General features: G+C 47.9%; 15 protein-coding genes. 5 read left to right on the top strand and 10 right to left on the bottom strand.

Annotated features, from left to right (window positions below; translation table 11 throughout):
* Positions 1-69: 69 nt before the first annotated feature.
* From LZD49_RS11230 to LZD49_RS11250, 5 genes are all read right to left on the bottom strand, one after another.
* Entirely contained in the window at positions 70-1527 is a 1458-nt protein-coding gene (locus LZD49_RS11230; RefSeq protein ID WP_234667444.1) for a glycoside hydrolase family 30 beta sandwich domain-containing protein, read from the bottom strand.
* Between the two features lie 81 nt (positions 1528-1608).
* Complete coding sequence (locus LZD49_RS11235; RefSeq protein ID WP_234667445.1) at positions 1609-3075, bottom strand: RagB/SusD family nutrient uptake outer membrane protein; 1467 nt, start codon at positions 3073-3075, stop codon at positions 1609-1611.
* 12 nt (positions 3076-3087) lie between these two features.
* On the bottom strand, positions 3088-6054 hold the full coding sequence (locus LZD49_RS11240) for a TonB-dependent receptor (protein ID WP_234667446.1): 2967 nt from the start codon (positions 6052-6054) through the stop codon (positions 3088-3090).
* A 332-nt stretch (positions 6055-6386) separates the two neighbouring features.
* Positions 6387-8345, bottom strand: coding sequence for a 7TM diverse intracellular signaling domain-containing protein (locus LZD49_RS11245; RefSeq protein ID WP_234667447.1), 1959 nt, complete (start codon positions 8343-8345; stop codon positions 6387-6389).
* Positions 8346-8909: 564 nt separating this feature from the next.
* Positions 8910-9512: a hypothetical protein gene (locus LZD49_RS11250; protein ID WP_234667448.1), complete on the bottom strand. Its 603-nt coding sequence runs from the start codon at positions 9510-9512 to the stop codon at positions 8910-8912.
* Between the two features lie 269 nt (positions 9513-9781).
* On the opposite strand from LZD49_RS11250, the gene LZD49_RS11255 reads away from it, so the two are divergent.
* Positions 9782-10219, top strand: a complete 438-nt coding sequence (locus LZD49_RS11255) for a hypothetical protein (RefSeq protein ID WP_234667449.1) — start codon at positions 9782-9784, stop codon at positions 10217-10219.
* A gap of 47 nt (positions 10220-10266) precedes the next feature.
* Positions 10267-11067 carry an SDR family oxidoreductase gene (locus LZD49_RS11260; protein WP_234667450.1) on the top strand — a complete coding sequence of 267 codons (801 nt, stop codon included), beginning with the start codon at positions 10267-10269 and terminating at the stop codon, positions 11065-11067.
* 69 nt (positions 11068-11136) lie between these two features.
* On the opposite strand, the gene LZD49_RS11265 is transcribed toward LZD49_RS11260, so the two are convergent.
* The gene (locus tag LZD49_RS11265; RefSeq protein WP_234667451.1) at positions 11137-11604 is read right to left on the bottom strand and encodes a hypothetical protein; all 468 of its coding nucleotides are present in this window, start codon (positions 11602-11604) and stop codon (positions 11137-11139) included.
* A gap of 593 nt (positions 11605-12197) precedes the next feature.
* On the opposite strand from LZD49_RS11265, the gene LZD49_RS11270 reads away from it, so the two are divergent.
* Positions 12198-12659 carry a response regulator gene (locus LZD49_RS11270; protein WP_234667452.1) on the top strand — a complete coding sequence of 154 codons (462 nt, stop codon included), beginning with the start codon at positions 12198-12200 and terminating at the stop codon, positions 12657-12659.
* Positions 12660-12709: 50 nt separating this feature from the next.
* Here the strand turns inward: LZD49_RS11270 and LZD49_RS11275 are convergent, their stop codons facing one another.
* The 4 genes from LZD49_RS11275 to LZD49_RS11290 all read right to left on the bottom strand — a co-directional run bounded on the left by LZD49_RS11275 (position 12710) and on the right by LZD49_RS11290 (position 14595).
* Complete coding sequence (locus LZD49_RS11275; RefSeq protein ID WP_234667453.1) at positions 12710-13135, bottom strand: hypothetical protein; 426 nt, start codon at positions 13133-13135, stop codon at positions 12710-12712.
* Between the two features lie 130 nt (positions 13136-13265).
* Positions 13266-13592 (bottom strand): multidrug efflux SMR transporter, encoded by a 327-nt coding sequence (locus LZD49_RS11280; protein WP_234667454.1) that lies wholly within the window; start codon positions 13590-13592, stop codon positions 13266-13268.
* Positions 13593-13666: 74 nt separating this feature from the next.
* The gene (locus LZD49_RS11285) at positions 13667-14230 is read right to left on the bottom strand and encodes a Crp/Fnr family transcriptional regulator (protein WP_234667455.1); all 564 of its coding nucleotides are present in this window, start codon (positions 14228-14230) and stop codon (positions 13667-13669) included.
* 5 nt (positions 14231-14235) lie between these two features.
* Complete coding sequence (locus LZD49_RS11290; RefSeq protein WP_234667456.1) at positions 14236-14595, bottom strand: DUF4180 domain-containing protein; 360 nt, start codon at positions 14593-14595, stop codon at positions 14236-14238.
* A gap of 495 nt (positions 14596-15090) precedes the next feature.
* Here LZD49_RS11290 and LZD49_RS35820 point away from each other — a divergent pair, with 495 nt between their 5' ends.
* Positions 15091-16632, top strand: coding sequence for an ATP-binding protein (locus LZD49_RS35820; protein ID WP_234667457.1), 1542 nt, complete (start codon positions 15091-15093; stop codon positions 16630-16632).
* A complete protein-coding gene (locus LZD49_RS11300; protein WP_234667458.1) occupies positions 16625-17038 on the top strand; it encodes a response regulator in 414 nt (137 codons plus the stop codon). Before LZD49_RS35820 ends, LZD49_RS11300 begins: the two co-directional genes overlap by 8 nt.
* Positions 17039-17158 lie beyond the last annotated feature (120 nt).

Below are 17158 nucleotides of genomic sequence, written 5' to 3' on the forward strand. Positions count from 1 at the left end.
CATGAATAAGAAAGAATTTACTTGCGCCGAGTTATACCGGGTTGAGTATCTGAACACTGAAACCTGATTTCACTTCCAAACCAAGGTAGCCACCGCGTTCGGGTCAATGGTGTAGTTGAATTGATTTTCGCCCAGGGCGACCGTGAACTTCTTGTTGTCGGATCCCTGGTTTAGTACTACGAGCACTTTGGAACCATCGGGATTGAGGAATGCAACGTGTTCCAACTGGCTCGACGCGCTCAACCGGTCGGATTGTACGCGGAATGCGCCCGGCTTCACGAATTTGGACATGTGGGCGATGGTGTAATACTCCACATTTTTGGTAACACTGCCATTGGATGCGATGGTGACTACACCGCGGCAATTGTCACAACCCTTGTTCTTAGGCCCGTCGCTTTCATCGAGTGCAATATTCCATAGCAGCGCATTCTTCGACCAGTTGTTTGCCGTGCCAATGAAAATGCTGGACATGTTCCATTTCAGGTTATCGGAGAAATTGGTAGCCCAGCGCCCCCCCGATATTTCGGTAAAGTACAGGCCCTTACCGGGAAACTGATCGTGGACTTCGCTCATAGCAGAAACATTGCCGCCGTAAGCGTGAAATGCGGATCCGGCTACATACTGGCTTGCTTGCGGATCATTTAAGATCGAAATGGGATACCCAGGCCGGTCCCAGTTGTGATCGTACAGCAGGATCTTTGTTTTAATTGCGTTTGTTTTAAAAAGTGGTCCGAGGTGATTTTTGATAAAATTTCCCTGTGCTGCCGAATCCATGCCCATCGACGGATAAGCGGCTTCATGCAAAGGTTCATTCTGCACAGAAATCGCGTCGATAGCAATCCCTTCCTTTTTATAGGCGTCCAGATACTTTACAAAATAATTGGCATAAGCACCATACCATTCGGATTTGAGGCTACCTCCTGCCAGTTTTCCGCTCGTCTTCATCCACGCCGGCGCCGACCAGGGCGTCGCCATGATCCGGATTGAGGGCTGCAAAGCAACGACGGATTTCAAGACCGGTATCAGGTCTGTATGGTCTTTTGAAATGGAGAATTTGCTTAAAGCCGGATCCGTTTGCCCTGCGGGAAGGTCATTGTAAGTAAAGTCTTCCAAAGAAAAATCCGAAGCCCCCATCGTAATGCGCAAGTAACTTATACCGATACCTGCATTGGGATCAAACAAGTCTTTGAGCAAACTCTCGCGTTGCGTAGCATTTAGCTTTTGATTGATCAGGTATGCCGATGAACCCGTCAACGCAGCTCCGAAGCCTTCCATTTCTTGGAGTTTCGTTGAAAAATCGATGTTGATCAGGTTTGCGGATGGTGAGATTGTACCGGCCTTTACGACGGAAAGCGCATTCTCATTTTTTAACAATTTGCTCTGTGTTCCATTTGTGACCCAAACCGCAACCTTGTTTACCGTGGTCGTATCCGTTGGCTTGGGGTCATCACTCGCCGGCGTGTCGGCCGAACAACTGATTAGTGAAAAAGTAAGCCAGGCGAACGTTGCTATCAGAATTCTTTTCATGGATTTGTTTAAAAAAGATAGTCATGCCGGAAGCGGCATCATCAAACACCGACCTTTCCGGCATGACTCCGTGCATATTACTCAATAACCTTTATTCTGGGTCAGATTGGTGTTTTTATCAATCTCTCCCTGTGGAATCGGCCATAATAATCGGGAATCAGTGACTTTGTAATTCAAACTATTGCCTGAACCATCCTTCACCGCTTCCATCACCGGCACTACCCTGCCCGTACGCACCAGATCATACCAGCGCTGGCCTTCGAATGCGAGCTCCAACCGGCGTTCCTTTTCAATGGCCAGGCGCATTGCCGCCTGGTCGGCCGCGGGGGTCGCCGCCAGTTTAGCGCGTGTCCTCACCTGGTTCACCAACGCACGTGCTCCGGCCAGATCGCCGGTTTCGTTCAGTGCTTCCGCTTTCAAGAGTAACACATCCGCCAGGCGGTACATCACTATATTCTGGGAAGCGTCGGTATTGCGCATTTTGTAGGCAAACGGGAACTTCGTCAATGCCCAGTATTTGTCGGACCATTTGCCGGTTACGTTGGCTGTATAAATCGTCGATGCTTTGCGTACGACATCCTTTTCGTCGTCGTAAGCCTTAATCAGATCATTAGAAGGTGTATTAAACTTCTTCCAGTCCGTTCCATAGAACATCGAAGAGCCCCAGTTTCCGCCAGTCGACCAGTCTTCAAAATTCAATTCAAAAATGGCTTCTGCACTGTTTTCATGTTTGCCATCCCATAGATCTTCGAAATTGGGCATCAGCGTGTACCCCAGCGCAATCACTTTATCAGCATTTTCCTTCACTTTGGCCCAATCTTTCCGGGTCGCGTGCACCTTCGCCAGTAACGTATGCACGGCACCCGGCGTAACTGTCATCTTGTTCGGGCCCGACTTTGGAACAGCCGGCGCCGCCTCGTCAAGGTCTTTCACAATTTGTGTATATACCTCTTCGGCCGTGCTTCTTGCCGGATAAAGTTTGCCATAAATTTCCTCGACATTGGAAGAAGTAATGGTTGGCAATTCATCCACCACCAATGGAATATCCCCATAAATGCGAACCAGATCGAAATAGGCCCGCGCCCTTATAAACTTCGCCTCACCGACGATCTGTGTTTTCCGGGCAGCCGATAATGACGCGTCGCTCACCTTGGGAACGTTGGCAATGATCGAGTTAGCGCTTGCGACATGGTTGTACAAATACTGCCAATCCCTGGCTGCAACCGCATTGGTTGAGAGAATACGGAACTCGTCCACCTCAAACCAGGCCGCATTATCGGCCCCGGCGTAGGAATTATCCGATTGACCATCGCCCAGGATAAAGTAATCCATCACATAATATTCCGAGGAGCCGTTCTTGAAAATGGCATAGGAGCCCGCTAACGCAGCTTCGGCACTCGCCGCATCCTTGATGGCTGAACCCGCCGTACCGGTACCGCTTCCGCCAACGACCGTTTGAGAAATAGGCTGTAAATCAAGCTGGTCCTGGCATGCGGGCAGCAGCATCGACGATCCCAGCAAAAGCATTATATAATTTATCTTTTTCATAAAATTCCTGAATTAAAACGAAACATTAAGACCTGCTACAAATGCACGGGACACGGGGTAGGTTCCATAGTCTATACCCAGGGTCGCACCGCTTGATGTAAATGCATTAACCTCAGGATCAAACCCCTTGTAATTTGTAATCGTAAACAGGTTTTGGGCCGTCAGGTAGATGGTCGCCCTGCTCAACTTAATCTTGCTGGCGAAATCTTTGCTGAGTGCATAGGAAATCGTAGCGCTTTTCATACGGAGGAACGATGCATTTTCAACAAAACGCGACGAGATCAGTGAGTTATTGACATTACCATCCGTTGCCCTTGGAATATCTGTGACATCACCGGCCTGTTTCCAGCGTCTCAACACCTCAGTCGACTGGTTCTTGCTGTCATACATCCCTTCCGTTTCTAACCTCGAAGCATTAAATGCCTTGTTTCCCTGCGAACCCTGAAACAGGAAAGACAGACTAAAACTCTTGTAAGTCAGGTTGTTATTCATTCCATAGGTAAATTTCGGTTGTGCCGATCCCAGGATTGTGCGGTCGGAAGGCGAGAAAGCGCCATCGCCATTCACATCGCGATAGATCATATCCCCGGTTTCGGGATTTACACCGTCCGCGATATAGCCGTAGAACGTACCCAGCGAGGCTCCTTCCTGCAAAATGATGATCTGGTCGCTCCGGCCTTCAACGTCGGCATAACGATAGATTTTGCTCAACTGCAGCTCAGTAATCTTGTTCCGGTTGAACGAGATGTTGAAATCGGTTGTCCATTGAAAATCAGCCTTGTCGAAATTGACGGTTGACAACACAAATTCAAGACCCCTGTTTTCCAGCTTCCCGGAATTTCTCGGCATATAGTTGTAGCCGCTTGTATTCGGCAACGGTACGTTAAGCAGCAGGTCGTTCGTCTTTTTCAAATATGCGTCCGCAGTAAATGTAACGCGGCCCTGCAACATGCTCAGGTCGATACCGATGTTGGTTTGTGTGGTAGTTTCCCATTTCAGGTCTGGGTTAGGCGCATAGGTGGGAGGCGTCACAGCCGGGCCCGATGGCGGAGAAGTAGGCGTGCGGCGCGTGTAGCTATTGAGTCCGTAGGATGCGTAGTTCGCCAGACCTTCCTGGTTACCGTTTTGTCCCCATCCACCGCGCACTTTCAGGTCGTTGATAAACTTCACATCTTCCATAAACGGCTCCGCGGAAATACGCCATCCGGCCGATACCGACGGGAAAAAGCCCCATTGATTGCCCTTAGCCAGCTTCGACGACCCGTCTGCCCGGAAATTGGCCGTGATCAGATACTTGCTGTCAAAGTTGTACATCAGGCGCCCCAGGTAAGAATTCAGGAACCATTCCGACTGTTCGGTGTATGCGTCGGTGATTTCGTTCGCAGCATTCATTGTCTTTACGACACCATCGGCGGGAAAATCCCTTCCAGCCATGTAGGAGTTGTTCCAGTTATTTTTCTGGACCGTCGTACCGGCCAATGCCGAGAACTCGTGTTTTTCCCACTTCTTCTCGTAATTCGCCGTGTTTTCCCAAAGGTAGGTAAACGAGTTACTGCGGGTTGCATTGCCGAGCCCGTGCGTGCTTCCGTTACTTCCCCAACCCTCCGTAGTCCGGAACGGGTCGAGGTAATAGTCGTTCGTGTGATTGACAAAATCGATCCCGAAGTTGGACCGCAAAACCAGCCCTTTTGCCACCGTCAGGTCACCTGCTACGTTCCCGAAGATCCTGTTATCCCTGGCAGATTGTGTAGGCCCGAACATGGCGGCCAATGGGTTGTCCCAGCCCGCTTTCAGAGGGTTGGTTGAGAAAATGGTGCCCCTAACTGAGTCCTGCGAATAAATGCCCATTGTGGGAGGCGCGCCCAATGCACCTAAAACGACCGCATTCCGCCCCGCATTATTGTTATCCTTCACATCCCTGATCTTCGCATTGGCGTAGCTGACATTTGTAGTGAGTTTGAACCAGCTTTTGATCTGATTATCAAGGTTCATGCGGAAAGAATACCGCCGGTAACTGGCAGGCTGAATGATACCCTTATCCTGAGTGATCGCTCCGGACACGAAATACCGGTTCTTCTCGGTACCACCTGAAAAGTTGAGCTGATAGTTCTCGTTATGACCGGTTGTAAAAACCTCCTTGTTCCAATCAGTCGTTTGGCTTCCCACCGTTACATTGTGACCCATTTCGTTCATCAAATCGGCATATTGCTGTGGGTTGAGCACCTCGATCTTCTTGGCCATATTTGAAACTCCGTAATAGGCTGCAAAATTTACCTGCGACTGGTTGGCTTTACCTCTCTTTGTAGTCACGATCACAACCCCGTTGGAAGCCCTTGCCCCGTAAATAGCAGCCGAAGACGCATCCTTCAACACCTGAATACTTTCGATATCATTCACATTCAGATCCCTTGTGTCCGTTGTTGGAACGCCGTCGATCACATACAACGGCTCGTTGCCTGCCTGCACGGATGTGGCACCACGCACACGAATGGACAGCGCGCTACCAGGCTTTCCCGACGGCTGTGTCACCTGTACACCGGCCGCCTTACCCTGCAAAGCTTGCGCTGCCTGCAAAATAGGCCGCTCTTCGATATCCTTCGTACTCACCGACGCAATGGAGGTTGTAACGTCCCCACGCTTTTGCGTACCATATCCGATCACAACGACCTCGTTCAGGGTCTTCAAATCCGACCCCAGTGTTATATCGATCTGCGTACGGTTACCGACGGCAATTTCCTGCGTTTCGTAACCGATAAATGAAATGACCAGTACCGCCTGGTCGTTGGGCACACCGATTGAATAATTGCCGTCTACATCTGTCACAGTACCTGATTGCGTCCCCTTCACCAAAACACTTGCCCCCGGCAACGTCTGATTTTGCTGATCCCTGATCACACCTTTCACAACGACTTCCTGCGCATTCACCAGGCCGACTGTCGCTAAAATCATGGCAATGAACATCGTAATTCTCTTTCCCATAGGATGTTAATGAATTATTGGTAATTAATCTGATAATTTCTTGGACAATTCTATGGGCGCAAAGTTAGGGATAGTTTGAGAAAATCAATAGTCGAAATAACACATAAACATCTGTAAAATAGACACTTACATCGTTTATGATACGCTTTAATACCGGAGCAGCATTAGAGTAACTAGGCTGATTTACAGCCTAAGTGCAACGCGCGAAGATGTTTGAGCCAATCAGAACTGATACGCCTGCAAGCCGTAAATTTTTGCCTAAAAAAGTCACGGTTTCGCCATATAATCCGGCCTTTAAGGTATTTTTTCAGCACAGTCCAGGCTCGTTTTGCTTAGGCTGTTTCGAGGGAATGGTCCAATACAAGCAAGCTCCATCCCTCACCCGATTTGGAAGCGGCTATTTCCTTGCGGCGGTCGTGCATGACTTTTTTAATGCGGCTTGCGTATGCCCAACAGGTGCCTTGCCGGATAGAGAGGATTTCCGAAAGTTTATGAGAAGAGATTTTACCTTTGGTGGTATAAATCAAAAAGACCATATAAAATGCCTTATTGATGGGAATGCGGGTGTTTTGAAAAATAGTATGGGCGATCACCGACTCGTCATAGTCGCATCTGGCACATCTCCGGCTGTAAGGCGAGTGGCCGTGAAAGAAGTGGTCATGACCGCATTTCCGGCATTCGTAATGGTCGCCGGAAGTGCCATTCCCCCATTTCATCCCAGCCAGGAACCCGAAGCAACTGTCATTATCCGGGTAAATTCTACTGAATTCTTCAAAATCAACTTCGGTAGACATCACCCTTGCCTGCGTGACTTTTACTACATTGGTGTGCAATACCTCATTGTCTTTTTCCAATAGAAGGTTCATTTGCAGAATTTCCGCTTTCTGCTGCTGCAAAAGTTCGTTTACCTGCATCAGCTCCTGGTTTTGGGCCTCAATGATCGTCGACTTTTCAAGTGCTTCACGCGTCCGCTCCCCCACCTCGGCTTCCAGCCTGACGTTGAGCGAGTCCTTCAACTTTTCATTCATCCTCATCTGATGGATGATCTGTTTCTGCGCCCTGTCTTTTTTCTTTTTAAGGACCCGTACCTTGTCGCCAATCGCAAACGAGAGAAAAATCATCTCGATGACAAAACAAATGCTCAGACTATAATACGTGATGACGCCGAAATTCAGGCCTTCGACATGCAACATCAGCAAAAACTTGTGTATGAAGCCCACCGAAAGAAATGTGTATCCTAAAACAAAGAAACGGGCTGGATGGTACCCCTGCCTGTAAATGTAAATCCCTGTGTAGAAGGCCACAGCGAGCGGGATAAGCTCCACAAATTTGTAGCTGAACCAGTTGGTATCCACCACAAAACAAATAGCAAAAAAGACAGTCCTCAATAGCATCACCAGAATGATGAACCGGTCGAGTTTCGGGGCTTTTCGGTACGTATAAAGCAGTGTCCTGGTAAACTGCAGCGCGAAAATGCTGATCCCGTACAGGGCAATGCCATAGGCATATTGATTCCATTCCGGTGCATTCGGCCAGAGATACTGATAGGCAATGCCATCAATACACATTTCGAACAAACCGACGCACAGGTTGTAGAGAACGTAATATAGATACTGCACCTGCCGTACAGCGACATACATCATGAGGTTATAGAAGCTGAAAACCAGCACCATCCCGTAGAATATCCCGAAGATAAAGTATTCGTCCAGCGCATAAGCGATAAAACGGTTGACCGATCTGAGCACAATGATCGCGTCGGCCGTCTGGTGGGATTTCACCCGGAAGTAATAGGTGCCCTCGAAAGAAGTATCGTTGGAGATATTAAGCTCAAAATTCTTGTGCGCATATTCCCGGTTTTGAAACGGCAGCTGGTCCCCCATGCGGCGCTCGTTATACCCACCCTTCCCATCCGGCAAAAACGCCGTTATATCATCGATCGTCTGATCAAAAAACTCCAGCATCCAGTTCTTATCGCTTTCCGGATTATGACGAACCTTTATCCTGAACCAGTAAGTTGATTTCAAATTGTAATTCTGCGGCGTGTTGGTGGCGCTGTTCTTAAAACGGCTGTTTAATGTTGGTGATAGAACGTCTGCGAAGGTATAAGCACCGTTTTTGTCTTCGAGAAATTGAATTTCATTGCCTGTGAAGATGTGTTGGTCTTCGGAATCTGTAATGCCGATCGGACGCTGGGCGAATGTTGGACACAGAGCGGTCATGAAAAAGCAATAGGCTAATGCCACGGCTTTGATGAAATTCGAGGCGGTGTAAGTGTGTGAAGAATGCGCCATTTGCTTGGATTTATAGCTGTCAAAAACGTGATAACGTTTTTAAGGCTGTTTTGAGTTTAACACCTCCGAACTTCGATGCATAGAGGTAAACAGCCAATTGTCGATTCGTGCCCAAATAATGCATTGATGAAACAGTGAGCATATGACCAGTCGCAAAAAAGCCCGGCATTACCGGGCTTTAAGTCTTTTTTGGAAGCACTGACACATTTTCAAGGCATCTTAAACTCAGTTCCTTTGACTTCCGTGGATATATTAGGGTAAACTGTTAAACCGTAATGAGGGTCAAAATAACTGTTATAGCTGTATATCGCACCGTACGAACGGACAGAAACCTTTTCTCCTGATTTAAACCCTAGCTTATATAAGTCGCTGTAAAGAAATAGTGTGTAGCCTCCGGAGTCGCCAATTGAACTGCTGGTTACCAACCTCACAAACAAGCCCGCTGAACTGCCATCAAAAAATCCCCGTTCGTAGAAGACTTCATCACCACCCGCATTGTGTTTTGGGTATTGTCAATGCCGTCAAGATAGACTGCCGCGCTGGCTGGGCTGGCAACGCCATTGATTATTGCAACAGGCCATCTACCAGCGACTGCCATTGTATTTTAGAAAAAACCTTTTTGCCCGCGAAACCGGTGATCGCATTTCTGACCTTGTCGATCAAAGAATCGGCTTCGGTGTTGGGCGCGATATTACGGTCGTAAACGGCGGCCGTGACCCTGGCATGCTCCCGCGTAAGTGTGAATGTGCTTGTGGATTTTTGATCGTAGAAATGCGTCGGTCCGGTGTCTCCTGAATCGGGTGCGGAAACGGGGCGGACGCGCAATGCAACGCTTTCCACCTCATCCGACCTCGTCTTCGCTATTTCCTCAATCATCACCCAGTCATAACCTTCTTTCGATCCCGGCCCCGGAATATCGATTTTGAGCAACAGTCCTTTTTCAGCGTCGCTATTAACGGGATTTCCATCACTATCCGAAAGCATGAAGTGCGCAAGTGCTTTACCTGCCCATTCGTGCCAATGGTTTACATCTAGTAAACGACCCTCGGCTTCTATAAAAAATGTGCTGGCAGCAGCCGCATCCACGAACTGACGGCTGCTTTCAGCCGTAATTGACTCGCCGCGATAGTTATCAGGCACCGCACCCGTGTAGTTTTTCTCGTCCATATTTTTAAGTAAATCAATGTCAGGAATCGAAGCAAAATCTTCAATTACAATGCTAAACCCTTGCCGCGATGTAGCATCAGCTAATCAGCATTCCTTAGCGCGGAAAAGCAGCCAACATTGTAAATAAGCATGCCATTGGGCATCTGACATGCCTGATTTATCCGTGCGCTTTTTTGTGGAGAAATCTCAACTATGTTCGCATATGTGGCTGGTTCGGTTTTTTCCTGATGCTGCTTCATTTAATTCTTCATCCAAACGATTAACATCATATGAAACCAGAGATCAGAAACATTCTGGGCGGGATTACCGGCGCGGTGGTGCTTAACATCATCCACGAAGTGGCCAAACGAGTATCTCACAAAGCCCCAAGGATTGATATGTTAGGCGAGGAAGCATTCACTAAAACAGTGGAAGCCGTGGGGATAGAAGCACCGACGGGCGATGCATTGACGGTATCGACTTTTATAGCCGATCTTGCTAGCAATGCGGGCTATTACGCCATGATTGGAAAAGGCGACAACGATAATATCCTCATCCGGGGCGCAGGTTATGGCCTTATGGCCGGCCTGGGAGCGATCGGCCTGGCCAAACCACTTGGCCTTGACGAAAGGCCAATCACCAAAACAGGTGAAACCAAGGTCCTGACCGTAGCGTGGTATCTGCTGGGTGGCCTGGCGGCAGCGCTGGCGATTAAGAGTCTAAGATAACGGCACGGTTTTTACCCTGCCGCTGCCTTTCGACAACAATCATGATTATGGAAAATAGAGGAAAATATGCCCTGATCACCGGAGCAACAAGCGGGATCGGGCTTGAACTGGCCAAGCTATTCGCCAAAGATGGTTTCAATCTGGTGATCACGGCAAGGGATATTGCAGAGCTGGATGAGACGAGCGCATTACTTCGCGGCGAAGGTGTGGAAGTATTGCCCATCGCCAAAGACCTGTTCGACCGCGAGCAGGCATTTGGCCTTTACGCGGATATTAAACAAAAGGGGATCGAAATAGATGTGCTGGTGAACAATGCAGGGCAAGGCGTTTATGGCCAGTTCGATCAAATCGACATCGATCGAGAACTGCGGATCATTGATCTCAACATTGCATCGCTCGTTATCCTGACCAAATGCTTTCTGACAGACATGGTCGGCCGCGGATCAGGCCGCATACTTAACCTGGCGTCGATTGCGAGCAAATTTCCCGGACCATGGCAAGCGGTATACCATGGAACCAAGGCGTTTGTACTCTCATTCAGCGAGGCCGTGCGTGAGGAAACCAAAGACACCGGCGTGACTATTACGGCGTTGATGCCGGGTGTTACTGACACCGATTTCTTCAATAAGGCCGATATGCAAGACAGCAAGGCCGTTCAGGACGAGGATAGTATGGCCGACCCAGCCGATGTGGCACGCGATGGCTACGAAGCGCTGATGTCAGGAAAAGACAAGGTTGTTTCCGGGTTGAAAAATAAATTGCAGGTGGCTATGAGTGCGGTCACACCCGACAGTATCGCGGCACATCAAATGAACGAGCAACAAAAACCAATAAGCCAGGATCAATAACCAGGGTTAAGTTAATAGTTAAAAAAACCGGGACGCTTGTCCCGGTTTCTCAATTTAAGTTGGAGTAATTTAGGCTACAAAAGATAAGTCCTGTCGGCTTTTCGGCAGGCCGCTTACCTCTTTCACGAGCGAACTTTCCAATACCGACAGCTTATCGATGTGCTCACTGCAAGCACGTGCTGCATCACTGGCCGGGTCGAGATGAGGCAAAAGCGCCCGGTACTCTTTGAGGATTATCTGCTGGTGCGTCGCGATCTCTGACAGCAGTGCGAAGCTATCCATCACATCAGCGTCGAACTCGTCTACGCTCCGGGTGATGCTGGAAAGTTCACCATCATTGAGATTATTCTTGATCGATTCGTACATACTTCCCACATCTTTCTTGAACAGCAGCGACATCATATATCCGTTACTGCAAATCCGTCTCACCCTGCTGGGTATATCCAGCCGCATTACTGATCGGAGGAGCGACTCTTGCCGCTTATACATCCGCCAGATCCTGGCCACACATTTCACAATGTTACTTGCATCACTCATATTCCTGACTGTGATAGCGCCTACTATGCCCGCTGTTATTTTTTACATTGTTTAATTGCTTGCGACGGCGTAAAAATTATTCCCGGAAAGGCATTCCGAAGGGCTCCACGAGAGCCTTAAGTGCACGTAAGCAGCCGTCTCACATTTAATGCTTAAAATCAAGCACTTACCATAGCAGGCATTCAGCACTATTTCAGCACTATTTTCGAGCTATACTAAAAACTGTGGAACTACATCTTATCGTACCGGGAACGCTGCCGCAAAAAATACACACATGCTCATGCAACCAAATCCACACCGCTTACCAATGCCAGCGTGGTACCTGGACGCGTCCGGTTCTGCGGCACCAATACTGAGGTCCTCATTGATTATTTGGCGTTTTCATCCCCCGCTCGTCTTACTTCTTGAACAGCAGGCGATAAAAATTATATCATGCGAACGTTTTGGCACGGTTTATTCACCTGAACCGGATAGAAAACGCTCCGGACGGCCGACCCGCCAAATGGCAGAATAGTCGTGGTCGAAGACAGTGAGGATCGTCTGCTTACTCTCCACCTGAATGAAGGGAGTTTGCCTATACTAAAAGATTTTCCATGAGCAAAAAAGAAATTTATCTTGTAGAGGATTCCAGTGATTTTCGCCAGGTTGTTCGGACGATATTCAATAAATTTTTGCCTGATTATCACGTCAGATTATTCCAGGGAGGTCAGGAGCTGTATCAATATATGATCCTGCAATCCTCCGAGGAGTTTAAAGGACGTAGGCCTGGGCTCGTCTTACTGGATTTGCAACTACCAGCGATCAGCGGACTTGAAATCCTCAAATTGGTCCGACAAACGCCTTCCAATAAGGAAACAGAGTGGAAAACTATCCCCATTGTAATTCTCACCAACGCTGCCGGGCAACCTGAAATTGTCAGCAAGTGCTATCAGGCCGGCGCAAATTCATTTATTGTCAAACCTGACGATTTGGAAGGGTTACGCACCGTGCTCGAAACCATGTGCCATCAATGGATTGACTACAACCGGCAGGCTACGCCGACATTCCCAACCTAAGCCCAGCTGCAAAAACCTCCACAGTTAGCCTGTGCCGGCGCCGTCTATTATTACTCTTTACTTTTGATTACCGAAGCCTGACCTGCGTAGTCAGTCAAAACAACCTCCCGTTCGGAAAAATCGCGGTATTTCCGCTCCTCTACTATAAAATGGATTTTATTTCCAAACATCTTTTCGCCTGAATAAGAGCGACTGTCCTGGTAAATGTTCTGATCGGAAGGCAGACAGCCATACTCCCCGTTGTACTTTTCTATAAATGAGACCAGTGCATAAAACATTCTTTGCCACCAAAGGTTGTCCTCCGCCGTGCTTCCCATTCCCGGGACGTGGCTGCCCGTGTATTTCTGTTTAGTGATATGGACCCGGTACACATAAAGTTCCCCGGTTTCCAAATGAAGCATTTTAAAACGTCCGGAGAAACCTGCCGGAACGCCATCCAATACGATTTTCGTAGCAAAAACCAAGGTCTTCATCATGGTAATGGTAAGCTTTTCCCTTTTATGTTGATCTGCCGCGGCCTAGCAGCAACTAAACGGCCCAATGGCAACATGCGTACCAGCCACAGTTGTGGCGGAATAGAACTTCCCGCTTACAAAACAGGATCCGTTAATGCGACACAGCTTTCAGCCCCGTGATAGAAAGGATCAATGTTGAGATGAAAAATACCCGCCAGAAACTGACAGGGTCTTTAAACACTAATATGCCGACGAGCGCGGTCCCTACCGCTCCTATTCCTGTCCACACCGCATATGCCGTGCCGATTGGAAGCGTCTGCGTGGCTTTGAGCAACAGAAGCATACTCACTACCAGGGAAATGATAAATCCCGTAAACCACAAATACATTTCGCTGCCCGACGTTTCGCGGACTTTCCCCAAACAGGAAGCAAATCCGACCTCGAACAGGCCGGCGATAATCAAGATAATCCAGTTCATAACCTCGTCTTTTTTTAACAAAGGTCCTATCTGGGATCCGGAAAAAATTTTACAAATGATAAAAAAGGAAGGCACTACCTGATTTCCGCCCGGATCCGGCTGAGACTTACCTGTGTAATGCCCAGGTAGGAAGCGATGTGGCACAATTGTACACGTTGGAGCAAGTCGGGCGCGTCAGAAATCAGGTCGAGATACCGTTGCTGAGCGGTTTTGAACTGCATGGAAATCAGCCGCTCTTCGGTTTTGATGAGCTCTAGTTCGATCAGTTTACGGCCCCAGTTGGCGATATGGATATCGCTTGAAAAAAGATCACCGAGGTGCTGGGCTTTCATTTGGTAAAAATCACACGCTTCGAGCGTTTCCACATGTTCGTAGCCCTCCTGCCCGGTCACATAACTTTTCATTGAAACAACCACGTCACCTTCTTTACCAAACCAGAAGGTAACATCACCGCCATCGGAATCCGAATAAGCGCGTACGATTCCGCTTTTGATAAAATATAAGTTCCTTTCCACTCTGCCCGCATGGAGGAGCTTATGCCCTTTTGGATGACTGACTTCCGAAATTTGTGCCATTAGTGCCTCTTTCGAGGACAAGGGCAAAGGGTAAAACCGGTCCAGGATGAGGTCGATTTCCATCACCGTTAACTGGACAATCTAGCTACGGCCTGTTCTACAGAAGGCAGAAAGTTGATTTGCCTTCCTTTGTTGCTCTCAAAGATGAAGTCGCGCAGGCTTTTGCTTTCGTAATGCGTAAAGTCGCCTACGATCGCTACCCTTATCCTGTAATTAGTGAATTTTTGAAGAATTTCGCCGGCAATCCCCGTTTTCAAATCAAAGAAATCCGGGATGATATTTTGCTCATGCAAGATGATGCGGTCATAATCCTGGTAATACAGATCGACCATTAATTGCAAGGCCTCTTCCGGTGTTCGTATGAGCGTCTGGTCCGATAAAACCTCGGCTACCGGGGTTTCATTGTTTTGGTGTATGTGAATATTCATGCAAATCCGCCGCAATCAATTTAAGCTGGAACGGATCGCTAATTTATACTAAAAACCCATTTCGGCTACAAAATGTGCATTGAACTTTTTCTACGTAAAAAATTATTTTTTCTAGTCCTCATTTGTCTTTTATCAGAAAAAAAATCAAACGAATTCAATAAAGTACGACTTGATAGCCGACTCAAAACTTATTGGATACGCCGAATCACCGTCCAGTTAGCCTCCTAACATCTACTTCATTTAGCATCTGTTCACACGTCACAAACCGTATCCCAGTTATTAGCTCATCAACTCAAAACTACTTTTACAAAGCCATTAGAATTGTATTTTACGGCATTATCCGGCGTAGTTTTGAATCAGAAATAGTGGTTGTTTGATTGCATAATTATCATTAATTTTTGCATTAAAGCCCCCATTAATGCATGATTCATGGTGCCCGAAGCAGCTCACCTCCACATAATTTCAAATGACAATATTCCGGTTTGCCATACAGCCGTGTCACGGAGTTCTCAAGGTGGGCTTCCGGAACAGTCCCAAGAATTTTTTAACGGCATCTTCAGCACCGCCGAATGGCCGGCCCGATGGTACTGCGGCTACTGGTCTGACTTCCATGGCTGGCTTTACATTGTTTCTGACATTCTGATCTGGGCAGCATATTTTCTGATACCGGTTTTCCTGGTCCGGTTTGTTTTGAGGCGCAAAGATTTTCCCTTTCCTAAAACCATCTGGCTTTTCGTCGCATTCATCCTCTTCTGCGGTGCAACGCACCTGATCGACGCGCTGATCTTTTGGTTACCGATCTATCGTTTTAGTGCGCTGGTGCGGTTTGGCACCGCCATCGTATCGCTTACTACGGTTTATTGTCTGTTTAAAATATTCCCGAATGTACTCCTGCTACGGTCGGTCGCCGACCTGCAACGCGAAATAGACGAGCGGACTATCGTAGAAGAGAAGCTGGCTGAAAGCGAGTTCCTGCTCACCGCCGCGGGTAATGTGGGCAAATTGGGCGGCTGGGAATATGATCCTGCTACGGGGCAGTTCAGGTGGACTGCAACCTGCGGTAATATCTTCGAAACCGACGAGGCCGATGTCCATAGCGAGACCGACCTCCTCAAACTCTTCCCCGAACCCTATCAACTGATTATCCGCGCGGCTTTGCGTGAATCTATCCAGTTTGGACAGGCATGGGACCACGAATTACAGTTAGTAACGCCTGCCGGCACGCGTAAGTGGGTCCGGTTTTCGGCCACTCCGTTACTGAATGCAGCCGGGCAAGTCAGCAAGGTTGGAGGCATCATCATGGATATTGACAGATATAAAACGCTGGAAATCGACCTGGTCAGATCGATTGATCAGATGGCGCAAAAGAACAATCAATTGCATAGTTTCACGCATATTCTTTCTCACAACCTGCGCAACCATTCGAGCAATATTGCATTGCTTTCGGAATTCGTCGATGAAACGACACTTACGAAAGATAACGAAGAGCTTTTTCAGAAGATTAAAACCGTGGCTAAACACCTCAACGGAACACTCGATGACCTCTCACAGGTGATCAAGATCCGCGATAACCAATTGGAAGGCGAAAAGTTGGATATCCGTGAGGTAACCGACCAGGTATTAAGTGTGCTGGACGAAAGCTTACATAAAAGCCAGGCACATATCGATCTGGAATTCGAGGAAAAGGAAATCGTATTCCCGCACATTTACCTCGAAAGCATCCTGATGAACCTGATCTCCAACGGGATCAAATACAAAAAAGACGATCAGCACCCGATGATCAAACTTCACTTTTACCGCAACAAAGTGGGGCTTAAAGTGCTGGAATACTGTGATAAAGGAAGAGGAATTGATTTATCGCTGCATGCCGAGAAGATTTTTGGTTTGTATAAAACTTTCCATAAACATGAAGATGCTCACGGAGTTGGCCTATTTTTGATAAAAAATCAGATCGAAGCCCAGGGCGGGAGCATTCAGGTATTTAGCAAGGTCGACGCGGGCATTACATTTAAAATCACTTTTAACGAAAATGCTTGAAATACTCTGCGTAGTTGACGACGACAAGATATTCACCTACCTGCTGAAACGAATCATAGAAAAAGCCAGAATAGCCCGGGAAATCATCTACTTCGAAAATGGGCGCGATGCTCTCGATTATCTTATCCACAACCAGGAAAATGCATTGAAGTTGCCCCAGTTGATCTTGCTCGATATCAATATGCCTATCCTTGATGGCTGGCAGTTCCTGAATGAATACAGTAAAATAAAACCGGATGTTTCCAGCCCTATTTCCATTTGCATGATGAGCTCTTCCTCCGATGTGGCAGACTACGACCGCGCCATGGACTCCGGTCATGTGATCGATTATCTGCAAAAACCGGTACAAATGCCCTCTCTGAAAGAAGTTACCGATCGTGTTCTGTCATTTCTTGGATCAAAATAGCGCGGGACTTGCTATTTTTACCCTTGTAACCAAAGTCATTCCACCCTGCCTTTCCGTATCCTGATAGCGCCGCTCGACTGGGGGCTGGGACATGCCACACGCTGTATCCCCGTCATCCGC

It is taken from the genome of Dyadobacter sp. CY261 (assembly GCF_021440085.1).
Taxonomy (GTDB): Bacteria; Bacteroidota; Bacteroidia; order Cytophagales; family Spirosomataceae; genus Dyadobacter.